This is a genomic window from Sphingobacterium spiritivorum, assembly GCF_016725325.1.
Classification (GTDB): Bacteria; Bacteroidota; Bacteroidia; order Sphingobacteriales; family Sphingobacteriaceae; genus Sphingobacterium.
Genome location: NZ_CP068083.1, coordinates 5,102,487 through 5,128,223 on the forward strand (window position 1 = coordinate 5,102,487; position 25,737 = coordinate 5,128,223).

Annotated in this window: 23 protein-coding genes; 15 read left to right on the plus strand and 8 right to left on the minus strand. The window is 40.3% G+C overall.

Annotation, left to right across the window (positions count from 1 at the left end):
• Positions 1–23: 23 nt before the first annotated feature.
• The 11 genes from thiC (at position 24) to kdsB (ending at position 13,130) form a co-directional block, all read left to right on the plus strand.
• Positions 24–1,841, plus strand: a complete 1,818-nt coding sequence (gene thiC / locus I6J02_RS21530; protein WP_201679808.1) for a phosphomethylpyrimidine synthase ThiC — start codon at positions 24–26, stop codon at positions 1,839–1,841.
• 5 nt (positions 1,842–1,846) lie between these two features.
• Entirely contained in the window at positions 1,847–2,443 is a 597-nt protein-coding gene (locus I6J02_RS21535; RefSeq protein WP_201679809.1) for a thiamine phosphate synthase, read from the plus strand.
• Positions 2,433–3,062 (plus strand): thiamine phosphate synthase, encoded by a 630-nt coding sequence (locus tag I6J02_RS21540; RefSeq protein WP_201679810.1) that lies wholly within the window; start codon positions 2,433–2,435, stop codon positions 3,060–3,062. Before I6J02_RS21535 ends, I6J02_RS21540 begins: the two co-directional genes overlap by 11 nt.
• Positions 3,046–3,828, plus strand: a complete 783-nt coding sequence (locus tag I6J02_RS21545) for a thiazole synthase (protein WP_262895881.1) — start codon at positions 3,046–3,048, stop codon at positions 3,826–3,828. The genes I6J02_RS21540 and I6J02_RS21545 overlap by 17 nt, the downstream gene beginning before the upstream one ends.
• A 9-nt stretch (positions 3,829–3,837) precedes the next feature.
• Positions 3,838–4,953: a 2-iminoacetate synthase ThiH gene (gene thiH / locus I6J02_RS21550; RefSeq protein WP_201679811.1), complete on the plus strand. Its 1,116-nt coding sequence runs from the start codon at positions 3,838–3,840 to the stop codon at positions 4,951–4,953.
• 47 nt (positions 4,954–5,000) lie between these two features.
• On the plus strand, positions 5,001–5,711 hold the full coding sequence (locus tag I6J02_RS21555; RefSeq protein ID WP_201679812.1) for a HesA/MoeB/ThiF family protein: 711 nt from the start codon (positions 5,001–5,003) through the stop codon (positions 5,709–5,711).
• A 416-nt stretch (positions 5,712–6,127) separates the two neighbouring features.
• The gene (locus I6J02_RS21560) at positions 6,128–9,184 is read left to right on the plus strand and encodes a SusC/RagA family TonB-linked outer membrane protein (protein WP_201679813.1); all 3,057 of its coding nucleotides are present in this window, start codon (positions 6,128–6,130) and stop codon (positions 9,182–9,184) included.
• Between the two features lie 20 nt (positions 9,185–9,204).
• Positions 9,205–10,518, plus strand: coding sequence for a RagB/SusD family nutrient uptake outer membrane protein (locus I6J02_RS21565; RefSeq protein ID WP_201679814.1), 1,314 nt, complete (start codon positions 9,205–9,207; stop codon positions 10,516–10,518).
• 155 nt (positions 10,519–10,673) lie between these two features.
• Positions 10,674–11,672 (plus strand): tryptophan--tRNA ligase, encoded by a 999-nt coding sequence (trpS, locus tag I6J02_RS21570; RefSeq protein WP_201679815.1) that lies wholly within the window; start codon positions 10,674–10,676, stop codon positions 11,670–11,672.
• 23 nt (positions 11,673–11,695) lie between these two features.
• Positions 11,696–12,310 carry a deoxynucleoside kinase gene (locus I6J02_RS21575; protein WP_201679816.1) on the plus strand — a complete coding sequence of 205 codons (615 nt, stop codon included), beginning with the start codon at positions 11,696–11,698 and terminating at the stop codon, positions 12,308–12,310.
• Between the two features lie 79 nt (positions 12,311–12,389).
• Entirely contained in the window at positions 12,390–13,130 is a 741-nt protein-coding gene (gene kdsB / locus I6J02_RS21580) for a 3-deoxy-manno-octulosonate cytidylyltransferase (protein ID WP_201679817.1), read from the plus strand.
• A gap of 59 nt (positions 13,131–13,189) precedes the next feature.
• On the opposite strand, the gene I6J02_RS21585 is transcribed toward kdsB, so the two are convergent.
• The 4 genes from I6J02_RS21585 to I6J02_RS21600 form a co-directional block, all read right to left on the minus strand.
• Positions 13,190–14,191, minus strand: coding sequence for a hypothetical protein (locus tag I6J02_RS21585; protein WP_201679818.1), 1,002 nt, complete (start codon positions 14,189–14,191; stop codon positions 13,190–13,192).
• 109 nt (positions 14,192–14,300) lie between these two features.
• Positions 14,301–15,206 (minus strand): aldo/keto reductase, encoded by a 906-nt coding sequence (locus I6J02_RS21590; protein WP_201679819.1) that lies wholly within the window; start codon positions 15,204–15,206, stop codon positions 14,301–14,303.
• Positions 15,193–15,966, minus strand: a complete 774-nt coding sequence (locus I6J02_RS21595) for an FKBP-type peptidyl-prolyl cis-trans isomerase (protein ID WP_201679820.1) — start codon at positions 15,964–15,966, stop codon at positions 15,193–15,195. Before I6J02_RS21595 ends, I6J02_RS21590 begins: the two co-directional genes overlap by 14 nt.
• 5 nt (positions 15,967–15,971) lie before the next feature.
• On the minus strand, positions 15,972–16,958 hold the full coding sequence (locus tag I6J02_RS21600) for a glycosyltransferase family protein (RefSeq protein WP_201679821.1): 987 nt from the start codon (positions 16,956–16,958) through the stop codon (positions 15,972–15,974).
• A 155-nt stretch (positions 16,959–17,113) separates the two neighbouring features.
• Between I6J02_RS21600 and I6J02_RS21605 the strand changes: the two genes are divergently transcribed.
• Both I6J02_RS21605 and I6J02_RS21610 read left to right on the plus strand, forming a co-directional pair.
• Positions 17,114–18,061: a zinc dependent phospholipase C family protein gene (locus tag I6J02_RS21605; RefSeq protein WP_201679822.1), complete on the plus strand. Its 948-nt coding sequence runs from the start codon at positions 17,114–17,116 to the stop codon at positions 18,059–18,061.
• 95 nt (positions 18,062–18,156) lie between these two features.
• On the plus strand, positions 18,157–20,058 hold the full coding sequence (locus I6J02_RS21610; protein ID WP_236582227.1) for a TonB-dependent receptor plug domain-containing protein: 1,902 nt from the start codon (positions 18,157–18,159) through the stop codon (positions 20,056–20,058).
• Between the two features lie 246 nt (positions 20,059–20,304).
• On the opposite strand, the gene I6J02_RS21615 is transcribed toward I6J02_RS21610, so the two are convergent.
• The 3 genes from I6J02_RS21615 to I6J02_RS21625 are packed head-to-tail and all read right to left on the minus strand — an operon-like array spanning position 20,305 to position 22,337.
• The gene (locus I6J02_RS21615) at positions 20,305–21,027 is read right to left on the minus strand and encodes a ThuA domain-containing protein (protein WP_201679823.1); all 723 of its coding nucleotides are present in this window, start codon (positions 21,025–21,027) and stop codon (positions 20,305–20,307) included.
• Positions 21,028–21,030: 3 nt separating this feature from the next.
• Positions 21,031–22,098 (minus strand): 3-dehydroquinate synthase, encoded by a 1,068-nt coding sequence (aroB, locus tag I6J02_RS21620; RefSeq protein ID WP_201679824.1) that lies wholly within the window; start codon positions 22,096–22,098, stop codon positions 21,031–21,033.
• A gap of 32 nt (positions 22,099–22,130) precedes the next feature.
• The gene (locus I6J02_RS21625; protein ID WP_002994127.1) at positions 22,131–22,337 is read right to left on the minus strand and encodes an RNA-binding S4 domain-containing protein; all 207 of its coding nucleotides are present in this window, start codon (positions 22,335–22,337) and stop codon (positions 22,131–22,133) included.
• 97 nt (positions 22,338–22,434) lie between these two features.
• Between I6J02_RS21625 and I6J02_RS21630 the strand changes: the two genes are divergently transcribed.
• Positions 22,435–23,634: a proline dehydrogenase family protein gene (locus I6J02_RS21630; RefSeq protein WP_201679825.1), complete on the plus strand. Its 1,200-nt coding sequence runs from the start codon at positions 22,435–22,437 to the stop codon at positions 23,632–23,634.
• Positions 23,635–23,734: 100 nt separating this feature from the next.
• Complete coding sequence (locus tag I6J02_RS21635) at positions 23,735–24,346, plus strand: HAD family hydrolase (RefSeq protein ID WP_201679826.1); 612 nt, start codon at positions 23,735–23,737, stop codon at positions 24,344–24,346.
• Between the two features lie 17 nt (positions 24,347–24,363).
• Here I6J02_RS21635 and I6J02_RS21640 read toward each other — a convergent pair whose 3' ends face one another.
• Positions 24,364–25,734, minus strand: a complete 1,371-nt coding sequence (locus I6J02_RS21640) for a hypothetical protein (RefSeq protein WP_201679827.1) — start codon at positions 25,732–25,734, stop codon at positions 24,364–24,366.
• Between the last annotated feature and the right edge of the window lie 3 nt (positions 25,735–25,737).

Sequence of the window (25,737 nt, forward strand, 5' to 3'; positions counted from 1 at the left end):
ATCACAGCATTATTCCATAAAACATGAAAGATCAACACAGCATCTCAGCCACACCCTTTCCTAATTCTGAAAAGGTTTATATAGAAGGTCAGCTCCACCCTGTAAAGGTAGCCATGCGCCGTATAAAATTAAGTGATACCAAACTCGCTAACGGAGGTGTACAGCACAATCCTCCGATTACCATTTACGACACTTCGGGCCCATATACTGATGTAAATGCCGTGATAGACGTCCGCAAAGGTTTACCCCGTATACGTGAACAATGGATACTGGACAGACAAGATGTAGAAATACTATCCGGTATAAGTTCAGAATACGGTATCAGAAGAAAACAAGATCCTAAACTTGATTCGCTGCGTTTCGAATACGCCCATCAACCAAAAAAAGCAACAGGTGAGAAAAATGTAACACAACTGTATTATGCCCGCAAAGGAATAATTACGGCCGAAATGGAATATGTAGCCATTCGTGAAAATCAAAAAATCGAACAGTTACAACAGGCTACAGCAGGTATGGAACATCAGCACAAGGGGTATTCATTCGGAGCCAATACACCAGCAGGAAAGATAACACCTGAATTTGTCCGTGATGAAATTGCAGCTGGCAGAGCTATTATCCCCAATAACATCAACCATCCGGAAAGTGAGCCTATGATCATAGGGCGTAATTTTTTGGTTAAAATCAATGCGAATATAGGGAACAGCGTCGTCACCTCCAGTATTGAAGAAGAAGTAGAAAAAGCAGTATGGGCATGCCGGTGGGGAGCGGACACAATAATGGATCTCTCAACAGGACAGAATATTCATGAAACACGGGAATGGATTATCCGCAATTCTCCGGTACCCATTGGCACAGTACCGATCTACCAGGCACTGGAAAAAGTAAACGGTGTAGCTGAAAACCTTACATGGGAAATTTTCAGAGATACGCTTATCGAACAGGCTGAACAAGGTGTATCCTACTTTACCATACATGCCGGTGTATTGCTACGTTACATACACCTCACTGCCAGACGAGTTACCGGAATCGTATCCCGCGGAGGGTCAATTATGGCTAAGTGGTGTCTTTTCCATCATAAGGAAAATTTTTTATACACCCATTTTGAAGAAATCTGCCAAATTATGAAAGCCTATGATGTAGCTTTCTCCCTTGGAGACGGATTACGCCCAGGTGCAATAGCAGATGCTAATGATGCGGCACAGTTTGCTGAACTCGAAACTCTAGGCGAACTGACACATATTGCCTGGAAACATGATGTACAGGTTATGATCGAAGGTCCTGGACACGTTCCCATGCACCTCATCAAAGAAAATATGGATAAGCAACTGAAGGAATGCCATGAAGCACCCTTTTATACCTTAGGCCCTCTTACGACGGACATTGCCCCGGGATATGACCATATCACTTCCGCTATCGGAGCCGCTATGATCGGATGGTTTGGCTGTGCTATGCTATGTTATGTAACCCCAAAGGAGCATTTGGGATTACCAAACAAAAAAGACGTTAAGGACGGAGTCATTACTTACAAACTCGCTGCCCATGCGGCCGATCTGGCCAAAGGACATCCCGGTGCACAGTACAGGGATAATGCATTAAGTAAGGCTCGTTTTGAATTTCGCTGGGAAGATCAGTTCAATCTATCTCTTGATCCGGATACCGCAAGAGAATTTCATGATGAAACACTGCCTGCAGATGGAGCCAAAGTCGCTCATTTCTGTTCAATGTGCGGACCTAAGTTCTGTTCCATGAAAATAACACAGGAAATCCGGGAAGCGACAGAACAGGGACTGCTGGAGAAATCACAGGAATTTATCGAAAACGGGAAACAACTTTATATCTGACAGATATGATTATAATATCACCGGATACGATCACTCCGCAACATCTAGAACTGATACACTCCTTTCCCTGGTCGGATGAGCTGCTGTATCATCTTCGTTTACCCTTTACACCAAAGGATGATATAATTCATATACTTAAAGATATTGATAGACACCTCTATCCCTTTATTGTATTACACTATCATAAAGAAACTGCATTAAAGGCAGGTATAAGACGGGTACATATCTCCCCGGATAAGAAAAAAGAAATAAGCCTGCCAGACACAGATCTGATTCTGTCCGCATCTACACATCATGTAGATGAGTTTAACAGTCTGGATGCAGATATCGCTTATGCTTTTATCAGTCCGGTATATCCCAGTATTTCAAAAGAAGGATATCAGGCAACAGCAGATTTCAAAATCCACAATATACAGCACAGAACCAATTTTAACAGCAGAATGATTGCTTTAGGAGGAATCACGGAATACAATATATCTGAATTAAAAACTTTAGGATACGATGATGTTGCTATGTGTGGCTATATCTGGAAACATCAGAATCCCCTCTCTGCTGCTGAAAAATGTCTTTCTATTTCTCAAAATATATCATATGTACAGTAGATTACAATATATCTCCACCGGCAATACGGTAAATGAACAGCTGAATAACATCAGAAAGGTTTTGGAAAATAAAGGAGACTGGATACAGCTTCGATGGAAAAATGCTCCAGAAACAGCACTGATCGATCTGGCTTATCAGGTTACCGAATTAAAAAAACAATTCGATTTTACCTATATTATCAATGACCATGTCTCCATAGCCTACAAGGTCAATAGTGATGGTGTTCATCTGGGGCTGACAGACCTTTCCGTACAACAAGCCCGAAATTTTCTGGGCTCTGATAAAATTATCGGAGGTACAGCCAATACAGCAGAAGATGTACGTCAGCGCATTGCTGAAAACTGTGACTACATAGGTCTTGGTCCCTTAAGATTCACCTCTTCCAAACAGAACCTAAGTCCGGTTCTTGGTTATGAAGGATATCAAAACATTATACAGGAGATACAAAAAGAAGATCAAGATCACCCTCCTATTTATGCTATCGGAGGTATAAAACAGGAGGATATTCTTCAACTGCAGCATATCGGCATCTACGGTGTGGCAGTCTCTTCCCTGCTGACTCAATCGGTCAGTACGCAATCAATCATTCAACATATCAATCATGAATTTTATGGATAATCTTACTATTGCCAACCGCAGCTTTCATTCTCGTTTATTTGTTGGAACCGGAAAATTCGGTTCCGGAGAGTTGCTGGAAAAGGCTGTGTTAGCCTCTGAAAGCGAATTAGTAACCGTAGCGCTGAAACGGATCAATACCAATGACGGGCAGGATCATCTTATCCGTCATTTGCATCATCCACATATTCATTTACTACCCAATACCTCCGGTGCACGTACAGCAAAAGAGGCTGTGTTGGCTGCTCAGATTGCGCGTGAAGCCTTAGAAACTAACTGGATCAAGCTGGAGATTCATCCGGATCCTAAATATTTGCTACCCGACCCTATAGAAACAATCCAGGCAGCTGAAGAACTCGTACAACTGGGGTTCATTGTCATGCCTTACATACATGCTGATCCGGTACTTTGCAAACGACTGGAAAATGTAGGTGCACAAACTGTCATGCCTTTGGGGTCGCCAATAGGTAGTAATAAAGGACTACGGACCATTGACTTTCTGGAGATCATCATCGAACAAAGCTCGGTTCCGGTAATTATAGATGCAGGAATAGGGGCTCCCTCTGATGCCGCAAAAGCAATGGAATTAGGCGCCGATGCGGTATTAGTCAATACTGCAATTGCAGCAGCAGACGATCCTCAGGCCATGGCACACGCCTTTAAGCTCGCTGTACAGGCGGGCAGAACAGCTTATCTGGCCAAGCTTCCAGCCGTGGTCCAACAAAGCCATGCATCAAGTCCATTCACTTCTTTCCTGCAACAGACCTAATATAAAACCATGAAAACCCAATTTAAAGATATATTCGATCAATACGACTGGGATACGATTAAGGAAAAGATTTATGCAGTCACTGAACAACAGGTCAAACAGGTATTAGCCAAATCCAAAAGAAATCTGCAGGATTTTCTGATTCTCCTTTCTCCTGCTGCAGCTTCCTTTCTGGAGGATATGGCCACACAGTGCCATCATCTGACCAAAAAGAGATTTGGAAAAACCATTCAATTGTATGCACCACTGTATCTTAGCAACGAATGCAACAATATCTGCACTTATTGCGGATTCAGCATGGACAACAAGATCAGAAGAAAAACACTTAATGATGAAGAACTGATACGTGAAGTCTTGTTTCTCAAAAATAAAGGGTTTGACCATGTATTACTGGTCACCGGAGAGGCAAATTACACAGTCAATTTACTTTATTTTCTGAATGCTATGGACAAGATAAAACCTTACTTTTCCAACATTTCTATTGAAGTACAACCTCTTACCTTACAGGAATATGAGCTCCTTCAGCAGGCTGGAGTACATGCTGTCTTAGTATATCAGGAAACGTACCATAAAGAAGTATACAAGACCTATCATCCAAAAGGCAAAAAATCAAATTTTGATTTCAGACTGGATACCCCGGACAGAATCGGTCAGGCAGGAATACATAAAATAGGACTTGGCGTTTTGTTAGGACTGGAAGACTGGCGTGTAGATAGTTTTTTTAACGCACTCCATATTGATTATCTGCAAAAAGCATATTGGCAAACCAAATATTCTGTATCCTTCCCGCGTTTACGTCCTGCATCGGGTATCGGAGAACCTAATTTCCATATGGATGACCGGGATCTGGTCCAGTTGATATGTGCATATCGACTCTGGAATGAAGATCTCGAGATTTCTATCTCCACACGGGAAAGTGAACACTTCCGAAACCATATCATTCCTCTGGGTGTCACAACCATGAGTGCCGAATCCAAAACAAATCCCGGAGGATATACAGTGGATCCGCAATCTCTGGAACAGTTTGAAATATCCGATGAAAGACCAGTATCCGATATAGAACAGCTTATCAGATCCAAAGGATATGAAGCGGTATGGAAGGATTGGGATTCTGTATTTTCATAATCATCCACAAAAACTGAACAGATTCTACTGCTTTTAAATTATATCAAATGCTACCCAGAGAAGAAATACTACGCTATAAAAAACATATTATGCTTCCGGAAATCGGAATGGATGGTCAGAAAAAAATACGCAACGCCCGTGTGTTGGTGGTCGGATCAGGAGGCCTGGGATCACCTGTACTTTCTTACCTTACAGGTGCCGGAGTAGGTACTATCGGAATTATTGATTTTGACAGGGTTGAAACAGATAATCTGCACCGGCAGATTCTTTTTACAGAAAGCGATCTGAAAAAAGATAAAGTGTCAACAGCCATCTCTAAACTGCAGCAACATAATTCAGGTATTGAGTTTATTGCACATACACTAAAATTAGATCCTTCTAATGCAACAGAGATTTTTGATACATATGATCTGATTATTGATGGGAGCGATAATTTTGCCACCCGTTATCTCAGTAATGATACTTGTGTGTCATTGGGAAAACCGCTGGTCTTTGGAAGTGTATTGAATTTCCAGGGACAACTCGCTGTATTTAATCACAAGGGCTCTAAAAACCTGAGAGATCTGTTTCCCTTACCCCCACCTTCAGAAGATGTTCCTAATTGTGATGAAAACGGAGTCATCGGTACACTTCCGGGTATTATAGGCTGCATGATGGCACAGGAAGCATTAAAACTAATAACAGGATTACCCACTCTTCACAACGAATTTGTACTGTTTGACACCCTGCATTTGCAAATGCGCAAACTACACTTTTAACCTCCTGTTCTGAACAATTCCTACTTCAGAAAAGTATATTCCAACTCTATTTTATTCCACTCACAAAGTGCAATTTATTTCGCTATTACTAAATAATACCGAAATAAGTTGCATGATTGCGTTTTTCGAATAAAACATCAGAAAATAAACATAACAAACTAACAAACAGATGCTTAAAAACAATATGCACAATTATTTAATTGACTAAAAAAATGGAAAACTTTCAAACACTTCACATGAATTTAAAATTTAATTAGTTAAAAATCAGACTATTAATAATTAATTGCAAATTATTACACGCAAAAACAATTTTTTATTTTTTAAATCAAGCTTAATTAACCAAATTTACATTAAACAATAAAAATGCGCTACTTTGCGTGTTTTAAAACGAACTAACAATTTTAATACATTCGATTATGAAGAAATCTACATTACTTCTATTAAGTACGTTTCTGCTTCTGGCCCAGGCTATAGCGCAACAAATAACTGTTTCAGGAAAAGTTACGTCAGGCGGAACTCCGGTAGCCGGGGTATCCGTCAGTGTAAAAAACACAAAAGAAGCGACCCTAACGAATCAATTAGGGGATTATTCTGTCAAAGCAAAGCAAGGTGATGTATTAGTATTTTCACATATTGGCTATGTAAGACAGGAACAAACGGTCGGTACTTCAACAACTATAGCTGTCCAGTTACAGTCGGATGCCGTCGGACTGGATGAAGTCATCGTAACCGGTACTTCGCAAGGAACAACCCGAAAACAATTAGGCAGTTACGTAAGTTCTGTAAAAGGCGATGATCTGAATAAAGCGCCAAGTGGAAATGTGTTAGCTTCCTTACAAGGCAAGACAGCCGGTGCCCAGATCAGTCAGAACTCCGGAGATCCGGCCGGAGGAATCAGTGTGAGATTACGCGGTATCAGCTCTGTCAATTCTTCTTCTGAGCCTCTTTATATCATCGATGGTGTTATTGTGAGTAATAATACAACAAGAGTAACAAACACTTCCGCTAACTATGACGGAGGTGATTTTGTGGGGAGTATCGGGCAAAACAGAATGGTAGATATCAACCCCGCAGATATCGAACGTATTGAGGTGCTAAATGGCGCAGCAGCCGCTGCTATATACGGATCCAGAGCCAATGCCGGTGTTATCCAGATATTCACCAAAAGAGGTGCGAGCGGAGCCCCGCAGATTAATTTCGGAACCAGTCTGACCGTAGGTCACTTACGCAAACAAGTAGAGGTAAATGAATCGCCTGTGAAATTCGGGGGTTCCCCAAATGTATTTACACAGGATGTAATTGCTACACCGTTACAAACGACAACTACTCCTGTTCAACGGTATAATTATCAGGATTACATCTTCCGTTCTTCCACAGGAACTGATAATACCCTTTCTATCTCTGGCGGAAATGACAACACCAAATATTATACTTCCGCAGGATACTTCTCCAATCAGGGGATTATCAAAAACACGAATTTCAGAAGATATAATTTCAGAACAAATTTAGACCAGAAACTGAATGACTGGGCTAAATTTAGTGCCGGACTGAATTATGTGAAGAGTTCTGCAAATGAAAAACCGGATGGAAACTCCTTCTTCTCCCCTATGAACTCGGTGACAATTATTGGAAATTTCCATGATATATTTGCACGGGATGAGAACGGCAACTTAATGGCTGTCGGTGAACGCGGACGTGTCAACCCTGTTTCGGTTATTGAAGACATCAAACAAAGACAAGAGACAGATCGAATTATTGCGAATGCCAATCTAAAACTTACTCCTGTAAAAAATCTGACCTTAGATTTTACCATGGGTGTTGACAATTCTGCCCAGAACGGTACTACTTATATTCCACCGTTTGCGTATAATGTAAACACTGATTTCTTTGGCGGAGGAGCAGGTTTGGACGGGACTGTCAATGGCTATGCAAGTACAGCCAATAATAATGCCTTTCAGTTTAATAATGAACTGAATGCAACATATGAAGCTAAGTTATCAGATATTTTATCATCCACCACACAAGTAGGCTATTCCTATCAATACGAAAAAAGCAAGTATGCATTGATCAGTGGCCGGGGGCTTGCTCCGCTCATCGAAACCGTAAATGCGGCTTCCACTCCTCTTCCGGGAGTTGACGGTCGTACAGAGTTATCTGTCAGTGGCGGATATATACAGCAAAATTTCAAATACAGAGACCACCTCTTTGTAACCGGAGCCTTACGCATTGATCAGTCATCTGTATTCGGAAAAGATTTCCGTACGCAGAAATATCTGAAAGGTAGTGTGAGTTATGTATTATCTTCCACGGAATACTGGAAAAAACTAGGTGTATCATCCTGGTGGGATACCTTCAAAATACGTGGAGCATATGGCGAATCCGGCAACCTGACAGGTATAGGGGCTTATGCAAGATTCAACGCCTACGAGACCCAGTCTTTCCTGGGTAGAGCTTCTCTATTCTCCAGCGCAACGCTGGCAAATGAAAATGTTAAACCAGAGCGCCAGCGTGAGCTTGAATTGGGTACAGATCTTTCCTTTTTCAAAAATCGTTTAGGCCTGCAATTCAACTGGTATAACAAGAAAGTAGATGATCTTTTACTCCGTAGTGTGATTGCTCCTTCAGTTGGATTTTCCAATTTACTGGATAACATCGGTTCTCTGCGAAATAAAGGTATAGAAGTCGTTGTAAATGGTACACCGGTAAAAGGAGAAAAATGGAACTGGAATACTTCCTTTATCTATAGCCGAAATAGAAATGAAGCGTTGGATGTGGGCGGTCTCAGATTATTTCCTACTAACTCAGGAGCTCCGGTATCTATTATCACCGGACAACCTATCGGGGTATTCTACGGCACATTCTTCGCCCGCAATCCGGATGGTAGTTTACTGACCAATGCAGCAGGTATTCCGATGATGGAACGCGGTATCCAAAATTCGGCGACTACATTTACACCACAGCGTGACGCAAACGGAATGCCTACGGGCACTACACTGCGTAAAGTGCTGGGTAACCCAAATCCGGATTATACCTTTTCTTTCGTCAATGATATCAGTTATAAAAAATTAAGCCTTCATGTACAACTTGATGCCGTAAGAGGAGGAGATGTCTGGAATGCAGACTGGAGAACCCGTCAAGGTGTAGGAAATGGCAAAGTAGCCGAGCAGGAACAAAAAGGCGAATTACCTCGGGGATATGTTTCCGGAGTATACGCTATCGAAGAATGGCGTATTGACAATGGATCGTTCGTCAAATTAAGGGAAGTATCACTAAGCTATAATGTGGGCAAAGTTAAATACATTAAGGATCTGACCATTAATGTCAGCGGACGAAATCTGATCTCATGGGATAATTATAAAGGATATGATCCGGAACTGAATGCAGGAGGACAATCTACTATCCTGAGAAATATTGATTTCGGAGCAGTACCTATTCCTCGCTCTTTCAGTATAGGTTTATCGACTAAATTTTAATTTATTTAACGAAAAAGATCATGAAAAAATTTAAAAATATAACTTCACGTCAGTTCTTTGGTATAGGTCTCAGCTTTATATTACTGATCACCTCCTGTTCCAAAGAATACATGGATCCGTCACGAGCGGATAATAATACTGCTCTCGGTACTTCACAGGGACTCACAGCTGTCGCAATCGGCCTGCAAAGAGTCTATACATTGGGACGTACAAGCGTACTCTTCAACTCTGTAACTGCAAATGGATTTGTAACCAATGAATTAAAACTTTTAAATGCAGGTAATATTCCTGAATTACAGCTTAGTACAGGAGGAAGCGCAGTGGATGGTACCAATACGATTCTGGCGAATCTATGGACAAGTTCCAACAAGATCGTCTATGATGCAGATCTGGTCTTGCAAAATGCAGATAAATTGGGGGATAAAAAATACGCTTCTGGCCTTATTGCCTATACCAGTATCTTTAAAGCAATGGCCATTGGCAATATGGCACAATACTGGGAAAATGTACCAAATGGAGTGGGATATAATGTTCCGTTTATGACCAGAAAGGATGCATTCAATAAAGCCATAGAAATATTAGATAACGCTTTGAAAGTTATTGAGGCAAATCCAATCTCTTCTGAATTTTTAGGTAGGATACCTAAAGATATAAATATTATCAACACGCTGCATGCACTGAAATCAAGATATGCTTTATTTTCGGAAAATTATACCTTAGCATATGATGAAGCTCTGCTAGTAGATTTGACACAAGCATCATCCTTTGGATTTGATGCTCTTTCTCCTAACACTTTATCAGCTGTTGTCACTTCAAACAATGTATTCCAGCCACAAAATGATGCTTTAGGTCTGACGGGAAGCAATATGCCTGATGCGGCTGATAAACGTATTGCCTTTTACACTAAATATCGAGGCACTCCAACTACACCTCCCACAATCAGGATGAAAGGCTTTGCTGATACAACAGTTACCCCATTTCCTATTTATTTACCCGGAGAAGTGATACTGACAAAAGCAGAAGTACTGGCGCGTCAGAATAATATTCCCGATGCTCTGAAAGAATTGAATAAAGTAATAACGAAGCTACCGGAATCTGATCCGTTCTATAAACTGGGAGCAGGATTACCCGAATTGAAAGGTAATTTTACTCAACAACAAATCTATGACCTGATCTACAAACACCGTTGTATAGAACTCTACGCTTCGGGATTAAAAATAGAAGATATGAGACGTTTCAATCAGCCTACAGCAGACCGCAAACGTAATTTCTTTCCCTATCCGTTTCAGGAAAGAGATAATAATACAAATACACCAGCCGATCCGTCTTTTTAAAGATACCTCTGAAGGAGAGCTATATGCTCTCCTTTTTTGTTTTTACTATCAATCAGTCCCCAATGAGCATATAGCATAAGAGGAGCATACAAATCTCTGCAGCTGACACGAAATACAACGTAAATCAAAATAAAAATCGCTAAATTCGCATCAATATGGAAACTGTTGTTAGCGGTATCAGAAGTACCGGAAAATTACACTTAGGAAACTACTATGGTGCATTAAGCAATTTCGTAAAAATGCAAAATGAGTATAATTGTTTCTTTTTTATTGCCGATCTACATTCTTTAACCACCCATCCTACTCCTCACGGTCTTCAACAAACGGTGAGACAGGTAGTTGTTGAATATTTAGCAGCGGGAATCGATCCTGAAAAATCAACCATTTATATTCAGTCAGATGTACCTGAGGTCGCAGAGCTATATCTGTATATGAACATGAATGCTTATATGGGAGAGCTTGAGCGTGCAGCCTCTTTCAAAGATAAAGTCAGAGCTGATCCGAACAATGTGAATGCAGGTTTGCTGACCTATCCGGTATTAATGGCTTCAGATATTCTGATTCATCATGGAACTAAAGTACCTGTAGGAAAAGATCAGGAACAGCATCTGGAAATGACCCGTACCTTTGGGAACCGTTTTAACAGACTTTATGAAGTAGATTATTTCAAAGAAGCATTCGCTTTTTCCTATTCTGACAAGCTGGTTAAAGTACCGGGACTCGACGGACAGGGTAAGATGGGTAAATCCAACGGAGATGCCAATTGCATATACCTGTCAGATACACCGGACGCTATCCGTAAAAAAGTAATGCGTGCTGTATCAGATGGCGGACCTACTGAAATGAATCAGGTAAAACCTGAACCTATACAGAACCTCTTTGACCTGATGAAGGTCGTATCTCCGGCTTCTACAGTTCAACATTTTGATGATCTTTACAAAAAATGTGAAATCCGCTATGGCGACTTCAAAAAGCAACTGGCAGAAGATATGATCATCGCGACAGATGATGTCCGTTCTCGCATAGAAGAGATCTCTGCAGATAACGATTACATCTCCAAAGTTGTCAAACTAGGGGCTGACAAAGCCGGCGAATCTGCACGTAAGACCATAAAAGAAGTACGGGAGATTATTGGATTTAAAAAGTTTTATTAAAAAGAAGAATTAGGAAAAATAATATGCACATTGCTATTGTAGGAAATATCGGAGCAGGAAAAACAACCCTGACTCAGCTTTTAGCAAATCATTTCAAATACGAGCCTCAGTTTGAAGCAGTAGATAATAATCCATATCTGGAAGATTTCTATGCAGATATGAAAAGATGGGCATTTAATCTGCAGATCTTTTTCCTGAACAGCAGATTCAGACATATTGTACAGCTGCAGGAGAAAGGCATAGATATGATACAGGATCGTACCATATACGAAGATGCTTATATATTTGCTGAGAACTTATTTGATATGGGTCTGATGAGTGAGCGTGATTTTGAAAATTACAGTAATATTTTCCAGAGCATCATTCATTATATCAAACCTCCGGATCTGCTGATCTATCTGAAAGCATCCGTTCCGACCCTTGTCAATAATATACAAAGAAGAGGTCGCGATTATGAATCTGCAATCCGTCTGGACTATTTGTCTAAATTAAACGACAAATATGACAAATGGATCAACAACTATAAGGATGGTAAAGTGATGATACTGGACAAAGACAATCTGGACTTTACCAGTAAACCGGAAGATCTGGGTTTTATCATCCAAAAAATCGAAGCCGAACTCTTCGGACTTTTTTAAAAGCTAAACAATTAAGATCTGGAAGTGACAAAAAATAAAATGGAATCACTTCCTGATCTTTTACATACACTATACATTTATGAAAACTATTGGAATAATCCCTGCACGTTATGCATCCTCCCGGTTTCCGGGAAAACCGCTAGTCGATATTGCAGGAAAATCAATGATTCAGCGTGTATATGAACAAGTGAAGCAAACACCCGGTTTGCACGAAGTTGTAGTCGCTACAGATGATACCCGGATTGAGGAACATGTACGCAGTTTTGCCGGAAATGTAGTCCTTACATCTAAAATACACGAATCAGGTACAGATCGTTGTGCAGAAGTTATATCCAAAGTATCCGGATTTGATATCGCGATTAATATTCAGGGTGATGAGCCTTTTATAAATCCACTGCAGATCGAGCTGCTGATTTCCTGTTTTGAAAATGAACATACACAGATCGCAACACTGGTCAAAGAAATTCACACTGAAACCGAGCTGTTGAATGTCAATATACCAAAAGTAGTCCGGAATATAAGCGGTGAAGCTATATATTTCAGTCGTCAGACCATTCCGTTTATCCGGAATACCGAACAGAAAAACTGGCTTACTTCACATCAGTTTTATAAACATATAGGCATATACGGTTACCGCACAAACATCCTGCAGGAACTGACCAGGCTTCCCGTTTCCATTCTTGAAAAAGCGGAATCACTGGAACAACTGCGCTGGGTAGAAAACGGATACCGGATTCAGACTGCTGTGACTACACATGAGACCATCGCTGTAGATACACCGGAAGATCTGGAGCATATTATGCAGACGTACTTCAGGTAAATCTATCTTATCCTTTTTTATAGCGCTAATACACGTTGCCCAGACTTCTAGCAAATCAACTATAATTTTGACACTTTGATAAAGCTACCGTTGTAAAAGTCAATTTTAGTAACATATTGTTCTGTATTATTCGCAGCGAGAGCCGCGCCCAATGCACCAAATAAAACAGAAGCAGCAATTACATTGCTGGCAGAAGCTGTCGTCCTGCTTAGTCCGTTAAAAAAATAGTCCTTATCATTCTTATAAAGCGGATAGAATGTGCCTTCACTTGAAATATAAGCCAATCCGTCAACAACGACAGCATAACACTTATTGGCTTTCAGGCGCTTCAGTTTTCCATTAGAATCCGGAGAATAAAACCCCTTCGTTAAATCATTATTGAGGAGAGACACATTTGCTTGAGGTAACTGATCTCTAAAATGTAAATAATCATAATACACCCCATCATTAACAATTCCATTACTGTAAAGAGTCACCTTAGACTTTTCTATATTTTCAAAATCCAAAACCTGTGATTGAGAATATCGGATGGTATCTGTAGGCGATTTTCCTAAATTATCTTTCAGAAAATGGCTTACAATATAACTGGCATGACGGAGCAACTCCTTAGTTACATCCATCCCCTTATTAATATGAGCTGTATCAATTGTAGCCAGCCTTTGATAAGATTCATCCTTATTCTTCACGAATAAACTGGCTCTCAAATCAAAAAAACCTGATTCAGAGAAAGCACCCGTCAATTCGGCAACAGCAAATTTCTGTATTACGAGTGTAAGTGCCCCGTCACTCTTTTCGCCCGATACAAGAAAACCCAATTGTTGCTGAATTTGTTTCTCCAAAGGAATTTCGGGTATGACCTGCGCTTTAGAATTAAGGAGACCAACTTGAATAATACCCAGATTTTCTTTGAAATCCCGATTATCAATAACATCAATAGTATTATACAGACTCGTTTCAACCTTCTCTGAAGGAGAGATAAGCAAAAAATCCCGGGTTCTTTTCTGTGCATAAGTTTGCCCTGCCAGACAAATGGTTAGCGCAAAAACAAATATTCTTTTCATAAGAGTAGGTTAGTAATTATCTTAAAAATGAAGATAATAAATAGAGAATCCTAATAAATTAAAACATTAAAAACAGAAATAAGATAAGTGCCAGATTTTCAGAAGATACCTAACGATGCTCCGTATATAAAAACGGACGCATTTCCTGACGCAGGCGAGTCCAGTCCTGAGCAGAAAAACTATCTAATGTCATCGAAGCCTCCAAGACCTCATTCAATTGTGCTTTAGTACGGATTCCCATGATAGCAGAAGCTACAGCAGGGTGCTGCAATACATACCCCATAGCCACACTTAAGGGCGAAACCTGTTTTTCTTCTGCAATTTTTGTAATATGTTTAGCCGCATGCTGCACCTCTCCTGCAGTAAACTGCAGATAGGCTTCTGCAGGCTTATTTATTAACAGCCCTTTAGCGATTGTCCCCCGGGTTACTACACTGATATTTTTTTTCAAAAGTTCGTCCAGCATTGTTTCTTCAGGTCGATGATCCAAAAGATTATACTGCATCATAACACTAATAATATTAGATCTTTCAGCATATTCACGTATCACATTCGGACGAATACTGGACAATCCGTAATACCTGATTTTGCCCTCAGTCACTAATTGCTCAAAAGCTTCAATAATTTCATCGATGGGGTCATCTATAGTTCCGCCATGAAGCTGATACAGATCAATATAGTCCGTATTCAATCGGGAAAGAGAAGTTTCCACTGTCTTGATTAAATACGATTTGGACGCTTTCCAATCCCAGCCACTTCCGTCTGCACGCCACTGATTGCCGACTTTGGTTGCCAGCAGAATATCCTGTCGAAAAGAAGAGACCGCCTTTCCGACGAACTCTTCATTCCAACCATGATCATACAGATCTGCCGTATCAAAGTAATTGACACCTCCTTCATAGGCCTGCATAATTAAGTCTACTCCGGAAAATGTCAGACTCTTACGGATAGACATGCAACCAAATCCAATTGCAGAAACCTCCAGATCTGATTTTCCTAGTTTATTTTTTATCATCTGTAACGTCAACCACTGGATAAGACTTTAATTCTTCTTTTTTGAATTCTAATAATTCTATGTCAAAAATTAAAGTACTGTTTCCCGGAATTGGCCCTGAACCATTTGGCCCGTAGCCCAGTTTAGAAGGGATATAGAAGCGGTACTTTGAACCTACAGACATCAAAGGAATACCTAATTTCCAACCTTCAATTACACTTTGAAGACTCAAGGTAAGTGGCGTACCACGGTCATATGAACTGTCAAATGTTTTACCGTCCAACAATGTACCTTTATAATGTGCAACGATCTCATCTTCTCTTGTAGGTTTAGGGCCTTCTGTCTTGGTAAGAATCTCATATTGCAGGCCTTCAGGAGTTGTGATGATACCAGCTTTGGTTTTGTTTTTAGCAAAAAATTCATTTTCAGTTTTCAGCGCTACAGCATTCTTTGCATCAGCTGCTTTTTGAATAGCATTACGAATAATCTCGACATTCTGTTCCTTCGTAAATTTACCATTGCTGCCTTTCAGCGCCTCTTCCAGGCCCTTTTTCATCAACTCAACATTTAGAGGTAATTCCATAGGCTTGACGGAGGACCCTATATCGAAACCTAAAGCATAGGAAACAGAATCTGCAGAATTTTTCAAAATTATCCCCTGCTGTGCAGGACGTTGTGCAGATACTCCTTTTTTGGATGTACCCGTGCTTTTTTTCTTCACCTGAGCTCCGGCACACAATGTTAGTGCAGTAAGAAAACCAACCGCTAAAACTTTTCTCATTTTTATTATTTGTATTTGTTTAAGATGTTATCGATAATTTCCTGTGTATAATCAGGATAATGAACTTCAACCTTATTTCGGCTATTCAACCAGGCCTCTATAGCGTATTCATTCTTTTGTTTAAGACTACTGATCACAGGCACTCCCATCTCCTCCAGTGCAGCAGCATTCAGGTGCTGTTCGTATTGGTTTTTCATGGGGATGACCAATAATTTTTTATTTAGAAAAAGGGCTTCAGCAGGCGTTTCGAATCCGGCTCCGCAAAGCACCCCGGAGGCTGTGGACATACTTTTCACGAATTCTTCACTATTAATGGGCTGTATAAACACATTGCGCATCCGAAAAGGTTTACTGTTATGTTTGCTAAAGACCTCCCATCGTATATCCGGAAATTTGCTCAGATGCTTCAATAAATGAGCATCATCATAAGAAGGCAGGTATACCGTATAATGACCATGATCTTCCGGCTCAATATTACGTATAGATTCGCGGATTACAGGGGTGAAAATATGGTCATTATAAGACTTAAAATGAAATCCGTAAGATTTAGAGCTGGGGGCATAATTCTTCATAATAAATTTACCCAGCATATCTTTTTCTTCCGGTTTAGGACTTGATGCATCCAGCGCACCGATCTGATGGCTGAGCCCTATACAGGGTTTATCTTTTGAGTAACAAGCCCAGGCCGAAATAGGTTCGAAATCATTAATAATCAAATCGTAGTTTTCGATCGGCAAAGATTTGATCTCCTGTGTAAATTTCCTCACTGTAGAACTCATGAATGTTTTCCATAAATCTACTCCTCCTGATTTACCGAAGATAAAGCTTAGGCCATGAAGCTTATATTTTACTTCAAACGGAAGGTTGATATCCGCCTGAATACCACTTACAAGTACATCAACATCGGCTGTTTTGCGTAAGCAGGGAACAATATCCATAGCTCTGCATAAATGTCCATTTCCAGTTCCCTGGACAGCATAAAGTACTTTCATATAGCGTCCTTATATAGTTTGCAAAATACAAATTAATACGGAAAATTTAACGTTAATTAATTATTAAGTTACACGTTCTTAAAGTCCCGCTTAATGCCAAAAATCCCTTTTTCCATTAATATAATACGTACATTAGAGGTCCTGAATTATGTCATATGAAGAAAGTACCAGTGATTCTCCCCGGTATATTGATCATCCTGCTCTGCAGTTCATGGGGATTTTATGCACATAAGCTTATCAACAGGCATGCAGTATTTACATTGCCCACTGAACTTGCTGCATTTTATAAGCAAAATATAGATCAGATTACAGAAAAAGCAGTAGATGCTGACAAGCGCTGTTATATTGATACCGCTGAATCACCACGACATTTTATTGATCTCGATACATACGATGCTGATGCTTTAGATACTCTGCCTGTTCATTGGTCCAGAGCTAAAGAGAAAATCGATGAAAGAAGATTATTATCCAATGGTATTGTTCCCTGGCAAATCTATATCACCTATCAAAAACTTGTAAAAGCCTTTATAGCACGTGATAAGACTAAAATCATCCGACATTCCGCAGATTTGGGACATTATGTAGGAGATGCTCATGTTCCTTTACATACCACGAAAAATTACAATGGTCAATATACCGGCCAGACAGGAATACATGCCTTCTGGGAAAGCCGGCTACCGGAAATGTTTGCGCAAAGCTACAAGCTGGCTACCGGGAAAGCACAGTTTATTTCCGATCCGGCGGCGTTAGGATGGACTATTGTATATGAAAGTGCCCCTCTTGCAGATACAGTTCTCCGTATAGAGAAAGAGCTCTCCGATCACTTTTCACCATCGCAGAAAAAAACCTATCTCACACGTAATAATATATTGATTCTTACCTATTCGGATCCATATGCCAAAGCTTATCACGAGGCTCTTAACGGAATGGTTGAAATACGCATGCGAAAAGCTATTCAGCGCATTGGAAGTCTATGGTATTCTGCCTGGATAGAAGCCGGCCAACCTGATCTGCGGAAATTAAAAAATACAGATTCAGAACCGGAGAAAGAAATCCCTTCCCCATCCTCACAAACATTTATGGGCAGAGAAGAATGGCCGTAGCAACAATAATATTTCTGTCATTAGGATATTTAAATACAGGAATGTATCAGATCAATATTTAATTTTATAGCTTTGGCAAAATTTTTAACAAGATTATGCTAAGATCAATACTGATACTCCTATCCTTAGGCAGCACCATCATTGTATATGGACAAAAAGCTTCATTAAATACGCAGGAAATGGAAACTCGTCAGGATACAACGAAACTGAATGAGATCATGATCAGTGAAAACAGATTACAAATCCCGTTTGCAAAGCAAAGCCGAAATATTCAGATTATAACCAGTGAGGAGATAAAAAGATTGCCAGGGAATTCTTTAAATGAAATCCTGCAGTCTGTAAATGGAGTAGATATAAGACAGCGGGGGCCTTTTGGATCACAGGCAGATATCAGCATTGACGGCGGCAGTTTTGAACAAACACTGGTACTGGTAAATGGGGTAAAAATGGCTGATCCGCAAACTGCGCACCATGCCCTCAATCTGCCAATCCCTTTGGATGCGATAGAGCGTATTGAAGTAATCCGAGGGCCTGCTTCCCGAATATATGGAATCAACAGTCTGACAGGTGCAATCAATATCGTCACGAAGAAACCAAAAGAAAGTTTTATTTCAGCACACGTATATGGTGGCAGCTCCTTTAAAGATAACGAAGAGAAGACATCAGAAAAATACTACGGTGCAGGCACACAAATCGGAGGCGCATGGCACCAGGAAAAACACAATCATCTTTTCTTTTATAACTATCAGAAATCAAACGGACAGCGCTACAATACAGCTTCCGAAAATAATAAACTGTACTATCAGGGTGAATATAATCCCGGAGATTCCGATCATATCAACTGGTCTGCAGGTTATATTGACAACAAATTTGGGGCAAACGGGTTTTATGCCGCTCCGGGAGATAAGGAATCTCAGGAACGCGTAAAAACAGCATTTGCAACCCTATCTTCCAGACATCAGCTTACCGAAAAACTTTCGGTATCTCCCCGCATCAGCAATCGCTACAATGAGGATGACTACCGCTATTACCGTCAGGATTTTTCAAAAGCACGAAGTAAACATTTTAACAACTCCCTTACAGCCGAACTGAACGGAGTGTACCAGACTTCATTCGGAGATTTCGGATTAGGAATTGAATCCCGTTGGGAACGGATCAACAGTTCCAATATAGGCACACACAAAAGAGAAAATCAAGGGGCTTATGCAGAATTTAAGACAGAAGCTATACAAAATCTGATGATCAACGTAGGTACATATGTCAATTACAATTCGGACTATGGATGGCAGGTTTTTCCCGGAATCGATCTTGGCTATGATCTGGACAGCAAATGGAAGCTGGTACTAAATGCAGGAAGTAGTCAGCGTATTCCTTCTTTCACGGATCTTTATCTGAAACAGCCCGGGAATATAGGAAACCCCGATCTTACTTCGGAGAATGCTTATCAGATTGAGACCGGGGTGAAGTATATCAACAATAACCTTATTATTCAGGGAGGATATTTTTATCGCTCTATATCCGATTTTATTGACTGGACACGAGAAATCAGCACCGTCCCCTATCAACCCTTTAATATCGGCAACAATAAAGTAAATGGGTTGAATGCATCATTACGTTATCAGATTGGAGATGATCAGGATGTAACCCGGTATTTCATTAACCTCGGATACAACTATCTCCGCCCATCAATTAAAAAAGAAGAGTCGGGTACAGATTCAAAATATGCGATAGAAAGTCTGCGCCATCAGGCGATTGCAAACCTGACAGTACAACACAGTGCATGGTCGTTGACAACCTCCAATCGCTTCAGCGAGCGGATTTCTTATAAATCTTATTTCCTGTCAGATCTTAAGTTAGCCTATAACTGGACCAAAATCAGTCTTTATGCAGATGTACAGAATATTTTTAATGTCACGTACATACAGGCTGGAGCCGTTCCTATGCCCGGCATTTGGTACAGCCTGGGTGCAAAATTCAACTGTTCTTTCAGTAGATAATAACAATTTATCAGATTATATTAATGTATAACTGGATAAGCACAAGCGGACGCTTACCAGAAAAGTGATTAAGAATCAGCTAATATTTTCTCTCCTTTTTAAGGAGAGATGCCCGCAGGGCAGAGAGGTTTATACTAATATTATCTCTAGCACAAGCACCGCTACGATAATGCTTGTGCTAGAGATAAAAACAAAAAAAACAGGTCTGTTTATTGACTAAGGGCAATCAAGAAACAGATCTTATAACTACTTTATCTTAAGCACATAGCGCAATCCTCCCAGCACATGTTGCTGAAAGTCTGGTTCATCGTACGATTCCTCTGTATGTCCGAGTCCGGTATAAAATATACGACCACCTTCAAACTCTTTGTACCAGGCTATAGGATGGTTACCGTTCATTTTACCCCCTTTATACGAATTTTCATCAACCTTCATCAGGATTTTATTATCCGGCTGAATATCTCTGAAATCATACCATTCATCCTTATGTTTCCATTCTTTGGACAAATGTTTTGTTGACGGATGTTTACGATTAAGCACATGGATCAATGCCTCCTGAACAGCCGGATGACTCACAAAATAACCACCTACCATCTGACCATACCACGGCCAGTGGTATTCTGTATCGCTGGCAGCATGAATTCCGACAAATCCCTTTCCGGAGCGGATAAATTTTTGAAAAGCTTCCTTTTGGCTATCGTTGAAGATATCTCCTGTCGTACTTAAAAACAATACCGCATCATACTTTGCTAACTGATCTTCAGAAAAAACACCTGCGTCTTCGCTGTGATCAGAAGTGATATGATTCTTCGCCAAAAGATCTTTAAGTACTGCAGCGCCATGTTCTATACTCTTATGACGAAATGCTGCAGTCTTACTAAAAATTAAAACATTTTTTTCCCCGGTTTGCGCAAATGCAAGATGTACACATGCAACAGAAATAATGAATAGTGTGATTATTTTCCTCATATTTTATGTAATTAGTTCCCGATAGAAATCTAAACTTTCGATAATCAACTCTTCTTCAACATAATGATCATATGTACAAGATCCTATACCTGTCAATAAAGCAAATCCTATTTTAGAGCCGGCATTTTTCTTATCGTTTTTCATCAACGCAATAAACTCGTCATAGTTTTCGATCGAGATACGGTAATCCGGATAGTGGCTTCTGAATGTGGTGATTATATCGTCAAGGTCTTCCTTGCTCAAATCCGTCAATTTGTACGAAAGATAGCCTTCACAGATCATTCCGATAGCAATAGCTTCTCCGTGTAACAGAGGCTGATCATCGTTAAATAAAGAGAAACCTTCTATCGCATGACCAATAGTGTGTCCAAAATTCAGAATCTTGCGAAGCCCCTTTTCAGTAGGATCCTGAGTAATAACCTCATTTTTGATCTCTACGGAACGAAAAATAATATCAGTACTGATACCACGTACATCCGTCATTCCTTTGATAGTATTGTATAGATCGCGATCAAAAATCAACCCGTGCTTGATCACCTCTGCAAACCCGGAATTTAGCTGTCTGTTATCCAGTGTGTGGAGAAAATTAGTATTGATAAATACGGCTTGTGGCTGTGTGAATGTTCCGATAATATTTTTCACGTTATCCAGATCGATACCTGTTTTACCTCCCACAGACGCATCTACCTGACTCAGCAGCGTAGTTGGGATCTGTATAAAATCTAATCCTCTTTTGAACGTCGAAGCGGCAAAGCCTCCCATATCAGTCACCACACCTCCTCCAAGATTTATCATCAGACTTTTACGGTCTGCACCAAAATCGAGCATGGTTTTCCATACTCCAATACAGAAATCAATGTTCTTGTTTTCTTCACCCGGATCGACTTCAATAATATCGTAATCCTTTACATCGTTAAGGACCATTTGAAGAATAGGAAGACAGTGATCGTTTGTATTGCGGTCTACTAATACCAGAATTTTTGAATATTCGCGCTCTGCTAGAAAAGTTCTCAGGGAGGCTAAAGTATCATCGAATACGACCTGATACCCTAAGCTGTTTATTACGTGCATGTTTATAATTATTGTAAGCTAAGATACGTTTTTTATACTACTTTTACCTGCTGTCCATCAAATTCAACAATATCTCCGACTCTCACTTTGAGACGTTTACGAAAATCCACTTCACCGTTATATTTCACATACCCCTCTGTTACAACCCATTGTGCCATCGCACCGTGCTCTACCCAATTCATTGCTTTCAGCAATTGAATCATAGCGATATACTCTCCCTCTAATTTGAACGTTTGCATAAGACAAAAATAATTTAAAAAAACAGCATTCCAACAGGAATATTTAGGTCTTTTAAGTAACAAATGTTTAATTTTGTCCCCATATTAAAACTACAATATGTCAAATACAGCTGCACCCGGTAAATTATCCTTTGATAATACGGAAATAGCATTTAAAAGTAAGAGTGATAAAGATCTGGACCGCGCCTACTGGTTATTTAAAATGGTGGCCAGCAATACCCTGATCAAAATCGGAACTCCGATTACTAATTTTTCGTTGAATATTGGTCTTCCGATACAAGGCATTATCAGAAACACTATTTACAAGCAATTCTGTGGCGGAGAGACTATACAGGGATGTTCGCCTGCAATTCAGCAATTAGGTGAAAATGGTGTTGGTACAATACTGGACTACTCTGTAGAAGGTGAGGATACGGAAGAAGTTTTCGATTATACATGTGAAGAGATTCTTCGTACGGTAGCCGCAGCTAAAAACAATCCTTATATTTCGTTTTCAGTATTCAAACCTACAGGATTGGGAAGATTTGAATTGTTTGAAAAAGTAAATGCTAAAAAAGAACTTTCCGATATGGAGACGGTCGAATACCAGCGAATGTGGGATCGTACCAACCGTATATGCAAAGCTTGTTATGAAGCAGATATCAAAGTACTTGTAGATGCCGAACACTCCTGGATACAGGACGTGATTGATGATATCGCAAGAGAGATGATGGAATTGTACAACAAGGAAAAACCCATTGTATATAATACCTATCAGCTATACAGACATGACAAATTAGCCTCGCTAAAAGCAGATTTTGCTTATGCACGTACACAAGGCTTTTATCTCGGTGCAAAAACAGTACGCGGAGCTTATATGGAAATTGAAAGAGAACGTGCAGCTCAAAAGGGCTATCCTTCTCCGATACAGCCGACAAAAGAAGCGTCGGATATCGATTATAACGAAGCGATCCTATTCTGTCTGGATAATGTTGATCAGATAGGTTTAATGGCAGGTACACATAATGAAGCAAGCAGTCAGTTACTGGCTGAAGAAATGAATAAGCGTAATATCAGTCATCAACACCCCCACATCTTCTTTGCTCAATTACTGGGGATGTCAGACAACCTGAGCTTCAACCTGGCGGCTGCAGGATACAATGTCGCTAAATACATGCCTTATGGACCTGTAAAAGCTGTTATGCCTTATCTGTTTCGCCGTGCACAGGAAAACACTTCTGTCGGCGGACAGACCGGACGCGAGCTATCTCTGATCATTAAAGAAAAAGAGAGAAGAAAATCTTCCAGAAGAGCATAGTGAATCACTATTTTTTCAAATCCTAAAAAACAGCTACAGAAGCAGAGTAATCTTTCTGTAGCTGTTTAATCATAATAATATTTAGTACAATCTTCAAACGATGACTCCCGAATCCCAACGTAAACTCCAGAAACTCCAGGAAATCACTGCTCCTTATGAAGCCTTACTATATGATGTAGACGGTACTTTGGCAGATAATATGCTGGCACACAAACTTTCCTACAAAGCAGCAGCAGCTGAATATGGAGTAGATCTGGATACTGATCTTATCGATGAAACTGCCGGCTGGCCCACTATAGCTGTAGCACAAGAGATTGCAAAGCGTTATCAAACGACATTTGATTTTGAAGTATTCTCAAAGCGAAAGTCCGCTATTTTTATTGAGCGTTTTATTCAGAACACTCAGCCTGTAGATTATGTACTGGCACATCTGATGGCTAATGAAGGAGTTAAGAGAATAGGTGTCGTATCGGGAGGAACAAGATCTACCCTACAGATCACACTTAAGGTTATAGATGTTGAAGGCCGGTTCGAAACATTGGTTTGTGCAGGAGATACGCCTAAAGGGAAACCGGATCCAGCACCATTTTTACTGGCAGCAAAACACCTGGGTGTCGATCCTCAAAAATGTATTGTACTGGAAGATGGTGATCCGGGAGTACAAGGTGCCATCAATGCCGGTATGGGCTGGGTCAGGATAGACCAGCTGTAAAATTTATTTGGGGCAGACTAAAAATTCGTAATAACCTTAATTCCTCCATTGGAATAATTAACGTCAGAATTTTTAAACTGTCCCAGTGGCATTCTGTAAAAAGGTTCAACAGATATTGAAAACGTCTTTTTGATCGGAACCTTACGTCCGATCGAAAGATTGATAAAACCGTTAAATCCATTAGTCTCTACATTTTGTTCATTAGATTTGACCGTTTTATTTACCGCCTGTATATTATTTGATTCGGCCGCTCCTACTCCATTTGCATTTTTACCTGCAAAAGTATTACCGTTGATGTTTTCCACATAATGATTCAGGCGCTCCTGTTGCAATACGGACACCATCGACACACCAACTGAGGTATACAGATTGCGTGTTACCGCATATTTCATTTCAACAGGTATATCCAGTGTCAGGACTGAGCCGGATACCGCAGTAAAATTGGGATTCATTCTGGACTGTGCACTTGACATATCTATGAGATAAGCATTGTTCGATGCAGGAGAATCCATATATGCCGGAGATGCTGAAGAGGGTTTCCCGGGATTAAGTGCCATAGCCATCTGATAGTTCTGAAGGGCAACTCCTGATCGTACACTTAGTTTTTTAGTCAGACTATAGGCAACAGAAAGTCCTCCACCCATACTCACCTCACTACTGGCACTGGCCGGAGATACAAAAGCCCCCAGTTCCCATTTACGTCCCATACCTTTAGGTCTGTTTATCTGCTGATGGGCTAATGTCTGTTGCTGATTATCCGTTCCTAAGATACTCAGACTGAATTTAGACTCCTGTTGTGACTCATCATCCGCTTTTATACCGGAGAGACCCTTATAATGGGAAAGCCCCGCTCCGGTTTTATCCGGCAATTCAGATCCTTTTCTACTGATCTGATCTGTAGACAGGGCTGCTGTACGCAACTCGTTGAAAGGCAAACTTACACGTGCAGACTGATCTGCAGCAATATATGTTGTTGCATGCTGTTGAGAGTCATAAAGTGAAGCCAGACGGTTATCCAATTCTTTTGAAGAAGAATTTATGATATTCGGATGAACCTGATTTACATTCGCATCTGAAGATTCAATACCGGCTGAAGGCGTATTCTTCTCTGATTCCGGATTTACATGCTGTGTTGTATTCTCTTTTTTTGCAATTGTACTTACACCAGTACTATCTCCCTGCAGATCGCCTGTATTGTATGTCATATAGGAAATACCTAAAGCTAAAAGCACTGCAGCTGCACTCCAGTAAGGCCAGAGCACACGTGGTTTCCTTCCTTTATCCAAAGAAGCAAACTTCTCCCAGGCGCCTTCCCGGTACGGCAATTCGTAATCTCGTAGCTTATGCGCTATGTCATCAATTAACTCTTTTTTATTATCCTTTGCCATTTC

Coding starts and splice junctions, on each gene's coding strand:
- trpS (WP_201679815.1), top strand. CDS start 10,674: ATGGAAACTGTTGTTAGCGGTATCAGAAGTACCGGAAAATTACACTTA.
- thiC (WP_201679808.1), top strand. CDS start 24: ATGAAAGATCAACACAGCATCTCAGCCACACCCTTTCCTAATTCTGAA.
- I6J02_RS21600 (WP_201679821.1), bottom strand. CDS start 16,958: ATGAAAGTACTTTATGCTGTCCAGGGAACTGGAAATGGACATTTATGC.
- I6J02_RS21605 (WP_201679822.1), top strand. CDS start 17,114: ATGAAGAAAGTACCAGTGATTCTCCCCGGTATATTGATCATCCTGCTC.
- I6J02_RS21560 (WP_201679813.1), top strand. CDS start 6,128: ATGAAGAAATCTACATTACTTCTATTAAGTACGTTTCTGCTTCTGGCC.
- I6J02_RS21590 (WP_201679819.1), bottom strand. CDS start 15,206: ATGATAAAAAATAAACTAGGAAAATCAGATCTGGAGGTTTCTGCAATT.
- I6J02_RS21610 (WP_236582227.1), top strand. CDS start 18,157: ATGCTAAGATCAATACTGATACTCCTATCCTTAGGCAGCACCATCATT.
- aroB (WP_201679824.1), bottom strand. CDS start 22,098: ATGCACGTAATAAACAGCTTAGGGTATCAGGTCGTATTCGATGATACT.
- I6J02_RS21565 (WP_201679814.1), top strand. CDS start 9,205: ATGAAAAAATTTAAAAATATAACTTCACGTCAGTTCTTTGGTATAGGT.
- I6J02_RS21585 (WP_201679818.1), bottom strand. CDS start 14,191: ATGAAAAGAATATTTGTTTTTGCGCTAACCATTTGTCTGGCAGGGCAA.
- I6J02_RS21635 (WP_201679826.1), top strand. CDS start 23,735: ATGACTCCCGAATCCCAACGTAAACTCCAGAAACTCCAGGAAATCACT.
- I6J02_RS21535 (WP_201679809.1), top strand. CDS start 1,847: ATGATTATAATATCACCGGATACGATCACTCCGCAACATCTAGAACTG.
- I6J02_RS21625 (WP_002994127.1), bottom strand. CDS start 22,337: ATGCAAACGTTCAAATTAGAGGGAGAGTATATCGCTATGATTCAATTG.
- I6J02_RS21595 (WP_201679820.1), bottom strand. CDS start 15,966: ATGAGAAAAGTTTTAGCGGTTGGTTTTCTTACTGCACTAACATTGTGT.
- I6J02_RS21555 (WP_201679812.1), top strand. CDS start 5,001: ATGCTACCCAGAGAAGAAATACTACGCTATAAAAAACATATTATGCTT.
- I6J02_RS21630 (WP_201679825.1), top strand. CDS start 22,435: ATGTCAAATACAGCTGCACCCGGTAAATTATCCTTTGATAATACGGAA.
- I6J02_RS21540 (WP_201679810.1), top strand. CDS start 2,433: ATGTACAGTAGATTACAATATATCTCCACCGGCAATACGGTAAATGAA.
- I6J02_RS21545 (WP_262895881.1), top strand. CDS start 3,046: ATGAATTTTATGGATAATCTTACTATTGCCAACCGCAGCTTTCATTCT.
- I6J02_RS21640 (WP_201679827.1), bottom strand. CDS start 25,734: ATGGCAAAGGATAATAAAAAAGAGTTAATTGATGACATAGCGCATAAG.
- I6J02_RS21575 (WP_201679816.1), top strand. CDS start 11,696: ATGCACATTGCTATTGTAGGAAATATCGGAGCAGGAAAAACAACCCTG.
- kdsB (WP_201679817.1), top strand. CDS start 12,390: ATGAAAACTATTGGAATAATCCCTGCACGTTATGCATCCTCCCGGTTT.
- I6J02_RS21615 (WP_201679823.1), bottom strand. CDS start 21,027: ATGAGGAAAATAATCACACTATTCATTATTTCTGTTGCATGTGTACAT.
- thiH (WP_201679811.1), top strand. CDS start 3,838: ATGAAAACCCAATTTAAAGATATATTCGATCAATACGACTGGGATACG.